Annotated in this window: 15 protein-coding genes; 3 read left to right on the top strand and 12 right to left on the bottom strand. The window is 35.5% G+C overall.

The window, feature by feature from the left end:
• Window positions 1–169 precede the first annotated feature (169 nt).
• Window positions 170–1,453, top strand: a complete 1,284-nt coding sequence (locus ACTTKP_RS00235) for a hypothetical protein (protein WP_442551894.1) — start codon at window positions 170–172, stop codon at window positions 1,451–1,453.
• On the top strand, window positions 1,446–1,631 hold the full coding sequence (locus ACTTKP_RS00230; RefSeq protein WP_442551893.1) for a hypothetical protein: 186 nt from the start codon (window positions 1,446–1,448) through the stop codon (window positions 1,629–1,631). The genes ACTTKP_RS00235 and ACTTKP_RS00230 overlap by 8 nt, the downstream gene beginning before the upstream one ends.
• Before the next feature lie 137 nt (window positions 1,632–1,768).
• Here the strand turns inward: ACTTKP_RS00230 and ACTTKP_RS00225 are convergent, their stop codons facing one another.
• Together ACTTKP_RS00225 and ACTTKP_RS00220 are read right to left on the bottom strand one after the other, a co-directional pair.
• Window positions 1,769–2,110 (bottom strand): arsenate reductase family protein, encoded by a 342-nt coding sequence (locus ACTTKP_RS00225; protein ID WP_442551892.1) that lies wholly within the window; start codon window positions 2,108–2,110, stop codon window positions 1,769–1,771.
• A gap of 2 nt (window positions 2,111–2,112) precedes the next feature.
• Window positions 2,113–2,286 carry a chorismate--pyruvate lyase gene (locus tag ACTTKP_RS00220; protein WP_442551891.1) on the bottom strand — a complete coding sequence of 58 codons (174 nt, stop codon included), beginning with the start codon at window positions 2,284–2,286 and terminating at the stop codon, window positions 2,113–2,115.
• A 221-nt stretch (window positions 2,287–2,507) separates the two neighbouring features.
• On the opposite strand from ACTTKP_RS00220, the gene ACTTKP_RS00215 reads away from it, so the two are divergent.
• Window positions 2,508–3,812 carry a hemolysin family protein gene (locus tag ACTTKP_RS00215; RefSeq protein WP_442551890.1) on the top strand — a complete coding sequence of 435 codons (1,305 nt, stop codon included), beginning with the start codon at window positions 2,508–2,510 and terminating at the stop codon, window positions 3,810–3,812.
• A 47-nt stretch (window positions 3,813–3,859) separates the two neighbouring features.
• Here ACTTKP_RS00215 and ACTTKP_RS00210 read toward each other — a convergent pair whose 3' ends face one another.
• The 10 genes from ACTTKP_RS00210 to ACTTKP_RS00165 form a co-directional block, all read right to left on the bottom strand.
• The gene (locus ACTTKP_RS00210; RefSeq protein WP_442551889.1) at window positions 3,860–5,344 is read right to left on the bottom strand and encodes a SpoIID/LytB domain-containing protein; all 1,485 of its coding nucleotides are present in this window, start codon (window positions 5,342–5,344) and stop codon (window positions 3,860–3,862) included.
• Window positions 5,345–5,357: 13 nt separating this feature from the next.
• Complete coding sequence (gene argS / locus ACTTKP_RS00205; protein ID WP_442551888.1) at window positions 5,358–7,154, bottom strand: arginine--tRNA ligase; 1,797 nt, start codon at window positions 7,152–7,154, stop codon at window positions 5,358–5,360.
• A gap of 227 nt (window positions 7,155–7,381) precedes the next feature.
• Window positions 7,382–7,900 (bottom strand): transaldolase family protein, encoded by a 519-nt coding sequence (locus ACTTKP_RS00200; protein WP_442551915.1) that lies wholly within the window; start codon window positions 7,898–7,900, stop codon window positions 7,382–7,384.
• The gene (locus ACTTKP_RS00195) at window positions 7,900–8,133 is read right to left on the bottom strand and encodes a glycerol-3-phosphate responsive antiterminator (RefSeq protein ID WP_442551887.1); all 234 of its coding nucleotides are present in this window, start codon (window positions 8,131–8,133) and stop codon (window positions 7,900–7,902) included. Before ACTTKP_RS00195 ends, ACTTKP_RS00200 begins: the two co-directional genes overlap by 1 nt.
• Window positions 8,134–8,240: 107 nt before the next feature.
• Window positions 8,241–9,251 carry a LacI family DNA-binding transcriptional regulator gene (locus tag ACTTKP_RS00190; RefSeq protein WP_442551886.1) on the bottom strand — a complete coding sequence of 337 codons (1,011 nt, stop codon included), beginning with the start codon at window positions 9,249–9,251 and terminating at the stop codon, window positions 8,241–8,243.
• 26 nt (window positions 9,252–9,277) lie between these two features.
• Window positions 9,278–10,570 carry an alpha-L-fucosidase gene (locus ACTTKP_RS00185; RefSeq protein WP_442551885.1) on the bottom strand — a complete coding sequence of 431 codons (1,293 nt, stop codon included), beginning with the start codon at window positions 10,568–10,570 and terminating at the stop codon, window positions 9,278–9,280.
• Entirely contained in the window at window positions 10,567–11,610 is a 1,044-nt protein-coding gene (locus tag ACTTKP_RS00180) for a glycoside hydrolase family 18 protein (RefSeq protein WP_442551884.1), read from the bottom strand. The genes ACTTKP_RS00185 and ACTTKP_RS00180 overlap by 4 nt, the downstream gene beginning before the upstream one ends.
• Before the next feature lie 81 nt (window positions 11,611–11,691).
• The gene (locus tag ACTTKP_RS00175; RefSeq protein WP_442551883.1) at window positions 11,692–13,311 is read right to left on the bottom strand and encodes an extracellular solute-binding protein; all 1,620 of its coding nucleotides are present in this window, start codon (window positions 13,309–13,311) and stop codon (window positions 11,692–11,694) included.
• Between the two features lie 37 nt (window positions 13,312–13,348).
• Window positions 13,349–14,257, bottom strand: coding sequence for a carbohydrate ABC transporter permease (locus ACTTKP_RS00170; RefSeq protein WP_442551882.1), 909 nt, complete (start codon window positions 14,255–14,257; stop codon window positions 13,349–13,351).
• Between the two features lie 20 nt (window positions 14,258–14,277).
• A complete protein-coding gene (locus ACTTKP_RS00165; protein ID WP_442551881.1) occupies window positions 14,278–15,219 on the bottom strand; it encodes an ABC transporter permease in 942 nt (313 codons plus the stop codon).
• Window positions 15,220–15,263: the final 44 nt, after the last annotated feature.

Raw genomic sequence — 15,263 nt, 5'->3', positions numbered from 1 at the left:
TCAATCACAACAATATTAACATTCTTTTATGCTTTTGTTAAACTTTTTACATTATATGCTTTTTGCATATATTTATCTGTGATACAATTTTATATACAAAATACATATATTAAATAGATATATCTTTTTATTATATATTTATATATAATATTCAAATGGAGGTAAAAAAATGTTTACTGTAGATAAAAAAGAAATCGGTCAGCATATTGCAGACCTTATAAGTGAAAGCAGATTTAAAAGTGCTCGTCAGTTTGGTATAGAGTATTTAAAAGTTCGATATGGTTCTGTAAATGTGGATGCTATTTCAAACATTCAAAACCGTATATGCCAGATAAGCAAGGGAAACAAGTGGATTCAGATAGAAGATCTTCCTATTTTTGCTGAGCTGCTTGAGGTATCTATTGAAGATATCATCAGTGCAGGAAATTTTTCCCCAAAAGCATCTAACCGTGTAACCAACTACTCCATTGCTCACTCAAACAATCCTGAAGTCTGGAAAGACTATATTCAAAGAAAAGATAAGTTGGTTTTAAATCCCGATGAATATAATAAAACTGTCATTGATTATGCTTTGGAAGCAGGAAATTATCCTTTCCTTAAGTATCTGATTGATTCAAACTATATTTGGTTTGTAGACGATAACAAACAAGAATATCACGAGAGTTTCGGTAAATATGGAGCTTGTTTCGGTGCCGGAACAAGTATCAAGCGAAGAGATAGCGGATATATAGATAACTTGGAAATATGGTTAAAAGACAAGGACGACCTTCGTTTTAGGCTGATGTCTTTAGCAATAAAAAATAAAGATTTTGATATGCTGGATTGTATGCATGCACGCGAAGTACCTATGCTTTATAAACTATCCCATTTATATATGTGGCATCCCCATGAATACAAACTGCCACAGTCAAAGAATACCAACCAATTTATAAATAGCCTCGCATCATGCACAAACACAACTCTTTCATATTTCTTTGAACCATTTACTATAGAACACAATTACAGAAATGAAAAAAATACATTCATCTTTCCTTATGCCGGTATGTTACTTGAGCAAATGATAAAACAGAAAAAACATAACACTTCTCTTTTTATATCAAAAGCAATAAAGTATAATAAAGATGTTTTAAACTTACTTAACAACGCAATAGATGACAGCATCAAAGCTTGCAACGCCTATTATGAAAGGCTTAACCACCACAATGTTTATAATGAACAGTTTATCAAAGCAGAGGCAATGAGGGACCTATACCTATACCCAGAGACAGATTTTGTTTCTTTTACTTCCCCACGTCTCTTAGGAACAGAAGCAATAAAAGGCTTTATAACCAATATTATTCATGTAAATGTTAAATCATACGATCCTGAGATACAGTTCTTGATTAATGAATTAAACGTGACCTATGAATCTATCCATAAACTTTACATAGAAAAGGAGGCAAAACATGTATAATCCTATTTTTAATTATGATGATGATAATTTTATCTATCAAACTTCTGACGATATGGGAATCGACTCAGATGGCGATATTCATATGCGAATAAGCGACAATATGTCTATGGATATAGACACCGTAGAACTTCATTTTAACTCTGGTTGGCAAAATAGCGATGATGACAATGATTTCTAAAGTAATGAGCTGTCTTTTAACTATATAAAGGCAGCTCTAATTTGTGCTTTATCGAGTTTTATTTTTTCAATCACAACAATATTAACATTCTTTTATGCTTTTGTTATGCTTTTGTTATGCTTTTGTTAACTTTCCCTTTATTCCCAAGTCTTCCATACCTCCGGTTTGTAGCCAAGAGTGGACTGCTTGCCATTTCTTACAATTGGAGTTTTAATTACCTGTTGATTTTCAAGAATAGTTATAAGCTTATCTTCATCTGCAATATTCTTTATAAGTGCCAGTGCATCCTTATCCTTTGCATCAGAGTTTAACATATTATCCACTCCACCATTTTTCTCAGCAACAGAAGTAAATTCTCCCTTACTCATCCCTTTTTCTTTCATGTCCACAAACTGATACTTTATCCCACGCTCTTTAAAATAACGTTCTGCCTTTTTAGTATCGTTACATTTTTTAGTTCCAAAAATCTGTATATTCATAATCATTGCTCCAATATATATTCAAACATTTCATATCTAAGCTTACTGCCTTCTGTAATCTCTAAAGGAAGTAAAGCCCTTGCTACAAGCTTAATATCATCTAATTCAACGTCAATTCGCTTCAGATTTGCATAATCGCCATCTATGCTTACCACCTCATAATACCAGACTTCCATTATCTTCTCCTTATTAAATACCAACATATTCTAAAGTATACATTTCATAGTGTAAAGTATCAATACAAAAATATTACTTTTACATATACACCCCCCAAAATAACCCACTGTTTTTAATCCCTAAACCTTGCCCCCCCCTTGACAGAAACCCTCTATTCATATATGATAAAGGGGTGTTTTTATACACTTTATTAATTTTATACAGCTAAGGAGATGATGATTTGGACCCCAGTGACGCGATAAATATTATCGTGCTTTTTATTCTAATTCTACTTTCAGGATTTTTCTCATCAGCGGAAACTGCAATAATTTCTGTAAATAAGATTAAAATTCGTTCAATGGTAGAAGAAAATGTTAAAAATGCTGCTCTTGTAGCACAGATTACTGATGACTCAAGAAGATTTATCAGCACAGTACTTATAGGTAATAACATTGTAAATATATCTGCTTCTGCCCTTGCAACAACCTTTGTTGCCAGAGTTTTTGGCAATATATACATAGGTATCGGCACAGGTGTTCTCACCCTTTTAATACTTGTATTCGGTGAGGTATTACCTAAGACAATTGCAACTATGCACTCAGAGAGTATAGCACTTGCCTACGCACCAATACTTATAGTTATAATGAAAATTTTTATACCACTAGTTTTTCTTCTAAATATTATTTCCGGTGCCCTGCTTAAACTTTTTGGCATCGATCCTGACATCAATACTTCCGGAATTACTGAAAACGAGCTGCTGACCTATGTGGAGGTAAGCCATGAAGAGGGTATAATCGAAAACGAAGAAAAAGAAATGATAACCAATGTGGTGGATTTCGGTGACTCACTTGTAAAAGATGTAATGGTACCAAGAGTTGATATGTGCCTTATAAGCGATGACATAGGGTATGACGAGCTTCTATCAGCTTTTGAAGAAGATAAGTATTCAAGGCTTCCTGTATATCAGGAAAATGTTGATAATATTATTGGTATTGTTTACTTGAAAGACGTAGCTTTTTACAAGGGAGATAAAAAAGATTTTAAGATCGATTCAGTTCTTCGTCCTGCAAACTTTACCTACGAATTTAAAAAGACCTCAGAACTGCTTATAGAAATGAGAAAGGCTTCTCTTTCTATGTGTGTAGTATTGGATGAATATGGCTCCGCAGTTGGACTTATTACTCTTGAAGATTTGCTTGAGGAAATCGTGGGTGATATTCGTGATGAATATGACGAAGATGAAGTTGATGATATAGTACAATTAGATCAGGATGAATTTATGGTACTCGGCTCTACAAGGCTTGAAGATTTTAACGACTTCTTTGGTACCGAATACAATTCAGATGATTATGATTCTATTGCCGGAAAGCTTATTGAACTTTTTGAGAGATTACCGGAAAAAGGAGATGCAATTACAGATGGTTTGCTCTCTTTTCTGATAGAATCCATAGACCACAGAAGAATAGAAAAAATTAAAGTAAGAAGGCTTCCAAATGCCAATGACAGTTCTGATTATGCTGAATCTGACTTTGGAGAAACTATTTAATAAATGCAACATAAAAAGCGTAACAGATTATTTTTTGTTACGCTTTCTTAATGTATTTCAACCCCTGTGAAATAATGCATTATTATTTTTTTATAGCCGTAGCCTGCCTCAGCCATACCTCTTGCACCAGATTGGCTAAGCCCTACTCCATGGCCATAGCCGCTTCCTGAAAAAATAAAATCTCCTTTCACCACATCTCTATTTCTATTGCTAAAGCTCCTTACAAAGTCAGAAGCAGAATAAATTTTTATTTTTGTACTGAAAAGATTAAACGCTTTCCTTATCTCCTGTTTTTTTAGGAGAATATTTCCAAGACTTCCGGTAACTTTAACCACAATAGCTCTTCCTGACTTGGAACGTCTTATAACCTTTATCTCTTCTATGCTTCCAAGCTTATTTCCTTTTGCCGTCTCATAGCTTTTTAACATATTGGACAGTTGGTGTTTTGTAAAACTTATTTTCCAAGGCTTTTTTTCAGGTTTATTTTCATACCTGTCAGGCACAGCCCTAAGCCAGTGCTTTTTACCTCCCCATACATTTTCCGAATCCTCTGTATAACCGCCTGAAGTCGAAAAATAAGTAGTTTTTACAACCCTATTATTGTATGTAACAAATTCATTTTCGGTGTCCTTTACTGCTTTATCAGTTTCTTTAGTTTCAACCTTCATTCCCCCATAAGACTGATGAGAAATTGTATTGGTAAGCTTATATCCTTTTTTTATATCGCTGTCAGAACCAAAACCCGAAACTGCTGCCCCAAAACTTCTTGCACATACTGCCTGAGCCTTAAGCGCAGACATATGCCAGATATGATTCATTTCCATAGGAACCGAGCCTCTGATATAGTCCTCAAGATTTATTACATTTACAGGCGTTACCCCACTTTTTCCGTAAGTTCCTATCTCAATTCTTCCTCTGTACCTGTTTTCCCCATCTACAGATACTCCTTCAGCCTTGTTTACAGCCTCAAACTGAGGGTTTGCCCCTGCTTCATTTACATCTACAAGAAATTTACTGCTGCCAATTGTAACAGCCAATAAATATTTACTGCTGTGATTTTTTAATTTCACCGAATATACATCATTGGTATTCAATACATTTTCAGCAGAATAGGCATCATAAAGCTTCCAAACTCCCCTGTTATTTCTGTCAAGCCCTACCAAAGCCGGAACTACAGTTAAAGACTTTTTGAAAGCCCTAAGACTTGCAGCTTCCGAAGCAGCCTTAGAAAAAGAAGAAAAGCTTCCTCCATATACATTATAGCTGCCATAGGCTCTGGAAATACTTATCCCCCTATCGCCTCTTAATATATCAGTTGGATAATAATTATCTTCCTTAGAAAATCCTATTTTAACAGCCTGATTATCAATGTTTATCGAAGTCTTATTAAAATATTCCTTTGTAAGTCCAACTCTCACCATATTTTGTCCTTCTGATACGGCAGCATTTAAAAATTGGCTGTCCTTATAAAAGACAGCCTCAAAAATGAAGATAAATATTAGTAATTTAACTATCATTCTTCCTTTTTTCATTTATATCACCATTTTACATACGTTCAGGAGCATCTATGCCAAGTAAATCAAGGGATTTTACTATTATCTTCTCTGTGATATATGAGAGCTTAAGCAGAGAATATTTTCTAGCCTCATCCTGTTCATTAAGTATATGGTTCTCATGATAAAATGCACTGAAGCAGTTTGCTGCTTCATAAATATATGCACATACCTTATGTGGTGCAAACTCTGTTGCAGCCAAATCTATTATATCAGAGAACTTCGCTATAACAAGTTCAAGATTTCTCTCTGACTCTGTTACACTTTTAACAAGCTTTTTATCCGCAAAAAACTTATCCAGTTCAGCCTTTGTAATACCCTTTTCTGCTATAAACTTATCCAGAATTGAGCGAATTCTTACCACTGTGTACTGGATATATGGACCTGTATTTCCTTCAAAGGAAGCAAATCTGTCCAAATCAAATATATAGTCCTTACTTGCCTGATTTGACAAATCTCCGTATTTGAGGGCAGCCAGTCCAACCTGTCTGGCGACCTTATGCTTAACTTCTTCGTCCATGTCCCTGTCAGACATTTTTATTTCTACTTCTTCTGTTATCTCAGAAATAAGTCTCTCAAGCCTCATAACTCCACCTTCTCTTGTCTTAAAAGGCTTGCCGTCTTTACCATTCATAGTACCAAAGCCTAAGAAGGTAAGGTTTAAATTCTCAGGTGCAATCTCTGTCTTCTTTGCAGTTCTGAATACCTGTTCAAAATGCATTTCCTGTCTTTTGTCAACCACATAAAGTATATCAGTTGGGTTAAAAAGCTTAACTCTTTCTACTATTGTAGCAAGGTCAGTTGTGCTATAAAGTGATGCTCCATCTGATTTGAGGATAATGCAAGGAGGTACTTCCTTTTTATCATCTTCTCTTGTAACATCCACCACCAAAGCACCCTCACTCATATGTGCAAAACCATCAGCCTTCATTTTTTCTACCATATCTGGTATATAGGCTTGTGCATCACTTTCTTTCTTCCAAAGATCAAAACTTACATTTAAGTTGTCATAATTTTTCTTAAGGTCTGCCACAGATACTGATAAAATATGATTCCAAAGTGCCATATAGCCTCTATTTCCACTCTGTAAAAGTGCCGTAGCAGAAAGAGCCTCATTTCTATACTCTTCATCTTCCTTTGACTTCGCTGAGGCTGTAGGGTAGATTTCCTCAAGCTCACCTATTGTAAATGGTGCTTCTTTTGGATATTCCCCTGTAAAGCTTTCGTCAAAGTATGGCAGTTCAGGATGTCTGTGTCTAACTTCGGTTATGATAAGTCCCATAGGAAGTCCCCAGTCACCCAGATGCACATCTCCTATAACCTCATTACCGGCAAACCTTTCTATGCGCTTAATACTCTCACCTATTATAGCAGGGCGAAGATGACCGACATGTAAAGGTTTGGCCACATTTGGGCCGCCATAGTCAAGAACTATCTTCTTAGGCTCACCTTCATTTTCATATCCGAAATTTCCGGTCTCGCCCATTTCATTTACATAATCAGCCAAAAATTCGTCTTTAATTGTAAGATTAATAAATCCCGGATTTACTGCTTCTATTTTTTCAAATATCTTTCCTTCTTCGGAAAGTTGCAGTTTATCTGCTACTTCATTTGCTATATCAAGGGGTGCTTTTTTATACTCCTTAACCGCTGCCATTGCACCATTACACTGGTATTGGCAAAGGTCAGGACGGTTTGAGATACCTACCATTCCATATTTTTTATCATAACCTAAACTAACAAAAGCCTTTTCTACTGCTTCTTTTATTACAACAGATATCTTTTTCATTAAAACTCTCCTCATGCATTATTTAATCAAAACATCTTGCAAATATCTCTACCATTTAACGATACAGACCATTTGCAAGATGGCTTTTTACATAAAATCTAAACTTTCACTATCAAATATACTAAGATTATTTACGCCATAAACGACAGACATTTTAACGTATATCCTGTTGTCAAATAATCCAAAGCATATTTTATCATTATTACATTGAAAATACAACTATTCAATTATTCACCAAATACCTTTTTATAGTCAGCTATAAATTTCTCAATTCCCTGTGCTGTAAGTGGATGGTTTATCATTTGCATTATTACCTTATATGGAACAGTGGCAATATCAGCACCTGCCAAAGCGCAGTGCTGCACATGCATCGGATGTCTTACAGAAGCCGCTATAATTTCAGTTTCATAACCATAGTTTTCAAATATCTGCACTATATCAGCTATCAATGTAACACCATCCTGATTGATATCATCAAGTCTTCCAAGGAAAGGTGATACATAGCTTGCTCCTGCCTCTGCTGCAAGAAGTGCCTGATTTGCGGAGAAAATAAGGGTTACATTGGTTTTAATTCCCTCTTTAGCCAGGACTTTTACAGCTTTTAGTCCTTCTGCTGTCTTAGTAGTAGATACTGCATCTGCACCCGCTGATAAAGCTGCTATTATATCTTTTTTATCTGAAATCAGTCCTCCTGCTATTATTGGAATTTTTATTTCAATCTTAAGCCTTTCTATAATTTCAGGCATTATTCCAGGCATAATTTCAACCATATCCGGACAGGCAAGAGTAATTTGCCTTTAGATTTTATTTTTTCTACTATTGTAGAAATACTGCATACTGTTCCATATAAAATGAATATAAGCCTGCATTCTGCGGAAAGGCTTTCTGCCAAACCAGCCTCATCCTTAACTGCTGCTATTATTGGAGATTCAACTATTGCTTCTGACAATTCTTTTTTCACTTTCCTGTATAACTTCATCTATATGCTCTTTATGCCTTATAGATACAGCATAGCCCTAACTCGTAAATATCGCAAGCAAAATAACTTCGTCGTTTGTGTATGTTTTTAATTTTAGTCACTATTCTTCATATTTTACTTACCGACTCCCTATAAATTATTTTGCCATTTACCAAAATAGGACCAAGCACCTTTTTCCCCGGCTCTCTAATTTGTTTTATTATTAAATCAGCTGCCTTTTTTGCTATATAATTGGTATCAGGTGCTATTGTAGTTAACTGTGGCACTGAAAGCTTAGAAAATATATCATTGTCAAAACTTACTATAGAAATATCCTCCGGCACTTTTAATCCTTTTTCCTTTAATTCCTTAACTACCCTATATGCAGTATCATCACAGTTACACACAAAGGCTGTTGGAAGCATTTCAGGAAATTTAATTTCTATTTTTTCATTATCAGGTGTTCTATCCTCAAGTACCCATTCTTTTTTGACCTCAAGTCCATTTAACATCATTGTCCTAAAAAAGCCTAGATAGCGGTCCATGATACTTTTTGTAACTTTCACAGAACCTATAAAACCGATTTCCCTATGTCCCATAGCCACCAAATGTTCAGTAATGCTGCACACACTGTATATATTTTCAATCAGAACCATAGGCGTATCAGAATAATTATCATCTGTATCCACATATACTCTCGGAAGTCCTGTTTTACGCACAGTATTAAAAAACTCCTCTCCAAGCATTCCAAGAGCTATTATTCCATCAAATTTATGAAGTTTTAAAAGTCTTTCCGTATCTTGATAATTTTCTTTTTGATTTACCGAAATAAGTGTCCCTATACTATTTCTTCTAGTTAATTCTATAGATATTTTTTGGTATATATTAGGATAAAAATTATTATCATCTGCCTTTTCCAAAAATTTTGCAGCACAAAAAACAGCTATATGATATCCTTCTCCTATTTTATCATTTTCGGAATTAGGTGCTTTATAGCCATATTCCAAAGCCTTTTCCATTATTTTTTTCTTTAATTCGGAACCAACTCCTTCTTTACCGTTAAGTGCCTTTGAAACGGTAACTTTACTTATGTCAAGCATATCGGCAATTTTTTGCATTGTTATCTTTGTTTCAGCCATTGCCCTCACCTCTTTTTATATTAAACTCAAGCTTCATTATGGCTTATTACAGCTCCTTCACCCTCATACAGCTTAACAGCTTCATCAAATTCCACCTTTAAAACCGTCATATATTTTCCACAATCAGCAGGCTCAAGAAAAATCCATGTAAGTCCTGGTATATTAAACCATGGAGCACCTCCATATGTATCATGTGCAAGCTCTTTACCATTCTCAAGTATCTTAACATCTTTAATTTTATTACACAATCCCTTTATGCAGATTCCATTTCTTGGAATATCATAAACAAAAAGATATAAATTCTTTTCATCCTCTGACATCGTACTCCCTCCTGCGAAATATTCATAAGGAAGTCCCGCCTTAGTTTCATAAACAGCTTCTTCATTTTCTTTTATAAAATTTCCAAGAGATTTAAGTATTTCTACCTGTCTTTCATCTACAGTTCCGTCTTCCTTTGGCCCTATATCTAACAAAAGATTTCCGCCCATTGTTATAGTATCAACAAAAAGTCTTATTACCTGCCCTGCACTTTTATAATGATTGTCCTTATGCTGATATCCCCAAGAATCATTTATTGTAGTACAAAATTCCCAAGTCCCCTTAGGTCTTTTTACCGGCAGTCCCTGTTCAGGAGTAAGATAATCTCCATAACCTGCAAGCCTTGAGTTAATAATAATGTCTTTATTAAACGAAAGCAGATATTCCTTAAACTCCGGAAGCCCCCACTGCTCGGCACTTCTCTCCCAGTCACCGTCAAACCAAAGCAAATCCACACTTCCATAGTTTGTTAAAAGCTCTCGTAACTGATTTCTATCAAATTCTAAGAACTTGTTCCATCTTTCTTCATCCTGCATATCGTCTTTAGGAGAACTGAAAGGATTACAAGCAGACTTATCCACCGGTATAATTCCACCTTGATACACACTTGCATAATCCGGGTGTGACCAGTCTATAAGAGAGTAATAAAGCCCTATTTTAACATCTCTTTCTCTAAATGCTTCTACATATTCTCTAACCAAATCTCTCTTTGCAGGTGTTTTTTTTAGAATGTTAAGTTCTGAGTATTTTGTATCAAAAAGAGCCATGCCGTCATGGTGCTTAGTCGTAAATACCGCATACTTTGCTCCTGCTGCTACTGCAAGTTCCGCCCAGTCTTTCATATCAAGTTTTGATGCTGTAAATCCTTCTGCCTGTGCCATATAATCTTCATATGAAATCTGTCCATTATAAAATGACCATGATTCAGCCACTCCTTTAACTGCATATATACCATAATGTATAAATAAGCCTAATTTTGCCTTTTTAAACCATTCTTTCATAAGTTTTCTCCAATATCAACTGTATCAAGAGCTTTTCTTAGAACACCTGTGAGGCTTCTGGTTTCATCAAGTCTGTATTCCCAAAACATTATTCCTCCCAGTCCATTACAAACCACATATTCTGCTTTTTCCCTGCAGGATTCTTCATCATCATAACTTATAAATGTATCTCCGTTAAACAGCCAAGGTGCTCTTGCTTCCTCATCAAAAAATCTTTTATATCCGTTTTTATTTATATATTCACCAACAAGCTGTCCATATGAAGGTCCATAACCTCCTGTACTTTCTGCCATCTGATGAAGACCATTTTCCCTGTCAGGTACTCCTGTCCACATCCTGGAATAATAGGCTGCACCAAGTATAAGTTTTTCTCTCGGAACTCCTGCATTTTCAAAACATTTCACTGCATTTTCTGCACTCGTCTGTGAAATATCTTTTTTATCATTTAAAAGATTGGTGTGATGTCCTGTACAGATATGATAACCACCTCTTAAATCGTAGGTCATAAGCTGTACATAGTCTAAATATTTCGCTACTTCTCCCATTTTTGTCGAGTTTATATAATACTCCCCTGCTCCCGCTGCTATGGTAAGCATTTTATCGCTGTTACACATAGAAGTAAGTGTTTCTCTCGCAGTTTTTATAAGCTTTGTAAAATTTTCCCTGTCATCCGGCGATGCTGCTATTCCCGCTGTAGCTATGCAGGGATATTCCCAGTCTATATCAATTCCGTCAAGTTCATACTGCTTTACTATTTCCACAGCAGATGATGCAAATTTTTCTCTACCATCTTTGCTAGAAGCCGCCTCAGAAAAACCGCCTGCACTCCAGCCTCCTATTGATAATATAATTTTACATTCCGGATTTTCTTTTCTTATTCGCACATATTCCTCAAGCAAACAATCGGGTGCGTAAATTACGCACCCGTTACTTATATGTCCGAATGCTAAGTTTATGACATCAAGTGCTCTTATATCAGATACACTTAGAAAAGAAAGATCCTTTGTACTTACATAACCTATAAGTTTTTTTCTTTTCATAAATATCCTCTGCCTGTTCTAAGCATTCCTATAAAGATTATAATGTCAAAAGTATTTGACACTTGTATCCTATAAATTTTATCAGCTATTCAAAAACCTTGAATATGCAGCATTATGTATTTCCATATATCTTTCAAGCCCAATCTTATTGAGTGATTCTATATAAGCATCCCATTCTTTGTCTATATCTCCTTGACCTGTGCACCATTTTGCTTTCTGCTCATTTACAACCTTTGATATATCTGTGGACAAGGTTGACAGTTCGTTAGCTTCATCAGGGCTATAATTCATAAGAGGAAGAGGCTTCATAAGATGTGGAGTATACAATTTCTGTCTTTCATCAGCCTTAATCTGGTCTTCTGTCTTTGTAAGATATTTTTCTACAACTTCTTTTGACTTATCTTTAGCTACATAAGGTCCTGGAGCCTGTGGGCTTTTTCCGCTCTCACTAGGAAGAATTTCAAATTTACCGTCACCTGTTTCATTTAAATAACTTCCATGCTGTAATCTCAAAGAAGTTACAGGTTCATAGAAAGAGTCTATAAAACGCATAGCTGCTTCAGGGTTCTTGCAAGCTGTAGTTATCAGTCCTCTTCCCTTATCTATAGAAAAGTCCTCACAGCCCCACAGTCTTCCTGCAGGTCCTTCAAGTGGAGGAATAGTTACATATTCAACCTTTGCAGAAGTAACAGGACCGTTAGTAAGATAAGCTCCTACATTTCCACTGTCTATTTTAGCCATATACTGATTATGGTCGTGGGTAAATACTTCTTTGTCAATATATCCCTTCTCATACATACCTGCAAACCATTTTACATAGTCCTTATATCCATCCTGTGTAACTGCACAAACTATCTTATCCTCTTTTACCATAATAGGATCCCAATCAGTGGTAATCCCCCATGCTCCACTGAAATCGGCATCACCATTCCATACATGGTAAGGAGGTGTAGGCTCAAATGTAAAGCCTTTTTCGTCTTTTTCACCATTTCCATTAGGATCTTCTTCCACAAAACGCTTCATAAGATTTTCAAAATCAGCTACAGTTTTAATATCTTCAGGTTTCACACCTAATTTATCACACCATGCTTTGTTTATATTAAGTGTAGTTGTAGGTACAGGATCGGCATTCTCATTTATTGCAGGTAATACATAAATATGTCCATCCGGCATTGTTATAGCCTTGCGTATCTCAGGAGTTTTGTCCAGTATCTTTTTTAAGTTAGGTGCGTATCCTGCCTCTATAAGATCTTCCATCTGCCTTATTATACCTTTTGAAGCATAATTTACTACCTTAGTAGTACTAAGGCCTGAAAATACCATATCAGGAAGTTCATTTGATGAAAGAATAAGACCAAGTTTCTCATCTGCACCATCACCACTTATTGTTGTCCAATCTACATCAATATTGCAATTTTTCTCAATTTCCTTAAAAATAGGATAATCTTCCCATTCACCACAGCCCGGCTCACCATAACCTACTGCGGTAAAGCTTAAAGCATCTTTAACTACAGGAAATCCTTCTTTTGCTGCCTCATTTGCCATACTTCCTGTATTGCTTGTCTTTGCACTGCTTACTTTTTCATCACCTGTAGATGATTTAACTCCATTTGAAGCCGTCTTGCCTCCTCCCCCGGAACAGGCAGTAAGTGCCATTAACATCGCCATAGATACAGCCAACATTTTGAATTTTCTTCTCATGCTTTCCCTCCTGTTTATATAGATTTATTTTTAAGGTTTAACCCTTTACAGCCCCCAACATCATACCTTTAATAAAGTGTTTCTGTACAAAAGGATACATAATAAGCACCGGCAGTGAGGAAACAATTATTACCCCGTATTTTATAAGTTCTGCAAGCTGTCTTTGGTCTTCAAGCCTTTCCATACTTGCATTGCTTAAGTTAGTTACACTTGTTGATTGTATAAGTATCTCCCTGAGTACTACCTGTAAAGGCATTTTCCAGTTATCTTTTATATAAATAAGTGCACTGAAGTATGAGTTCCAGTGACCTACCGCATAAATCAGCAGCATTACTGCAATTACCGGTTTTGAAATAGGAAGTACCACCTTGAAAAAATACTTAAAATAATCACATCCGTCTACAGTAGAAGCTTCATAAAGTTCATTTGGTATATTAAGTTCAAAAAATGTCCTTGCTACAATAAGATTATATACACTTACTGCTCCCGGAAGGGTAAGTGCCCATATTGTGTTATATAAATGCAATGACTGTATAAGCAGATAACTTGGAATAAGACCTCCTCCAAAAAACATAGTAAATGTAAATAAAAATAACAGAAACTTTGAACCAACCATTTCTTTTCTTGAAAACGCAAAGGCGGCAGGTATGGTAGCTATCAGATTTATAGCAGTACCGACTATCATATATATAAGACTGTTTAAATAGCCTGTCCATATTTTCGTAAACTTAAATATCTCTGTATAACCCTTTATGTTAAAGCCTTTTGTCCAAAATGTTACTTTACCCGCTGCAACCTCATTAGGAGAACTGAAAGAAGCTATCAGCACAAAATAAAGCGGATATAGTACTATCAGTAAAATCAATATCATAAATGTATAATTTATCACATCAAAAATTTTATCTGACCTTCCTTGTTTTGCGAACGCTTTCCCAAAAATATACATTTCTATTTCCTCCACTCTGATTACCAGATTGAGCTATGCCCCATCTTTTTGGCTATTTTATTAACACTTAGTAACAAAATACAGTTTATAACCGAGTTAAATAAGCCTACAGCTGTAGAAAAACCATATTCTCCTGAAATCAGACCAACCTTATAGATATATGTAGCAATTATCTCAGATACTTCTGCATTCAGAGAATTCTGCATAAGAAAGGCTTTTTCAAATCCTACACTCATAATTGAGCCCGCACTAAGTATAAGTGTTATAACAATTGTTGGAGAAATGGATGGCAGGTCAATATATTTTATCCTTTGAAACTTTGTTGCACCATCTATTATAGCCGCTTCATGCAGCTCTGGACTTACTCCTGCAAGTGCAGCTATATATATTATGGCATTCCAACCCATGCTCTGCCATACACCTGACCACACATAAATATGTCTCCAGTACTTAACACTTCCCATAAATAGTATGGATTCTTCTCCAAATAAGGAAATAAACTGATTTACAAAACCTTTTTCTGCGAAAACTATGTTTATTATTCCTACCATAACTACTGTTGAAATAAAATACGGAGCATAAGTCACTGTCTGTATAAACTTTTTGAATTTCAGGTTTCTTATTTGGTTAAGCCCAAGCGCCAGCAAAATAGGAATCGGAAAACCCACTACCATTCCATATAAGCTTATTACAATGGTGTTCCTTATAATATCAACAAAATAAGGTGAACGGAAAAATCTTGTAAAATGGGCAAAGCCTACATTACGGCTCCCTAAAATTCCATCTATAGGACTATAGTCTTTCCACGCAAGAACAATACCGTACATAGGTACATATGAGAACACTATAAGCCCTACAAGTGCCGGAAGCATAAATATCCATAACTGCCAAGTCTTTTTTATCCTTTTCCCCAAAGGAGGCTTTCTCACTTTAGGTACTGCTGTTTTTGAAGCAATAAGCATTTATTTCCTCCCTCTTTCCTGTCAAATATAATCCTATAGCTTAA

Source organism: Catonella sp. (assembly GCF_052169795.1).
GTDB lineage: Bacteria > Bacillota > Clostridia > Lachnospirales > Lachnospiraceae > Catonella.
This window is presented reverse-complemented; position numbering and strand designations above follow the sequence as displayed.

Excerpts from the sequence above, each read along its gene's own strand:
- ACTTKP_RS00235 (WP_442551894.1), top strand. The coding sequence starts at position 170 with ATGTTTACTGTAGATAAAAAAGAAATCGGTCAGCATATTGCAGACCTT.
- ACTTKP_RS00230 (WP_442551893.1), top strand. The coding sequence starts at position 1,446 with ATGTATAATCCTATTTTTAATTATGATGATGATAATTTTATCTATCAA.
- ACTTKP_RS00225 (WP_442551892.1), bottom strand. The coding sequence starts at position 2,110 with ATGAATATACAGATTTTTGGAACTAAAAAATGTAACGATACTAAAAAG.
- ACTTKP_RS00220 (WP_442551891.1), bottom strand. The coding sequence starts at position 2,286 with ATGGAAGTCTGGTATTATGAGGTGGTAAGCATAGATGGCGATTATGCA.
- ACTTKP_RS00210 (WP_442551889.1), bottom strand. The coding sequence starts at position 5,344 with ATGAAAAAAGGAAGAATGATAGTTAAATTACTAATATTTATCTTCATT.
- argS (WP_442551888.1), bottom strand. The coding sequence starts at position 7,154 with ATGAAAAAGATATCTGTTGTAATAAAAGAAGCAGTAGAAAAGGCTTTT.
- ACTTKP_RS00200 (WP_442551915.1), bottom strand. The coding sequence starts at position 7,900 with ATGCCTGAAATTATAGAAAGGCTTAAGATTGAAATAAAAATTCCAATA.
- ACTTKP_RS00195 (WP_442551887.1), bottom strand. The coding sequence starts at position 8,133 with ATGAAGTTATACAGGAAAGTGAAAAAAGAATTGTCAGAAGCAATAGTT.
- ACTTKP_RS00190 (WP_442551886.1), bottom strand. The coding sequence starts at position 9,251 with ATGGCTGAAACAAAGATAACAATGCAAAAAATTGCCGATATGCTTGAC.
- ACTTKP_RS00185 (WP_442551885.1), bottom strand. The coding sequence starts at position 10,570 with ATGAAAGAATGGTTTAAAAAGGCAAAATTAGGCTTATTTATACATTAT.
- ACTTKP_RS00180 (WP_442551884.1), bottom strand. The coding sequence starts at position 11,610 with ATGAAAAGAAAAAAACTTATAGGTTATGTAAGTACAAAGGATCTTTCT.
- ACTTKP_RS00175 (WP_442551883.1), bottom strand. The coding sequence starts at position 13,311 with ATGAGAAGAAAATTCAAAATGTTGGCTGTATCTATGGCGATGTTAATG.
- ACTTKP_RS00170 (WP_442551882.1), bottom strand. The coding sequence starts at position 14,257 with ATGTATATTTTTGGGAAAGCGTTCGCAAAACAAGGAAGGTCAGATAAA.
- ACTTKP_RS00165 (WP_442551881.1), bottom strand. The coding sequence starts at position 15,219 with ATGCTTATTGCTTCAAAAACAGCAGTACCTAAAGTGAGAAAGCCTCCT.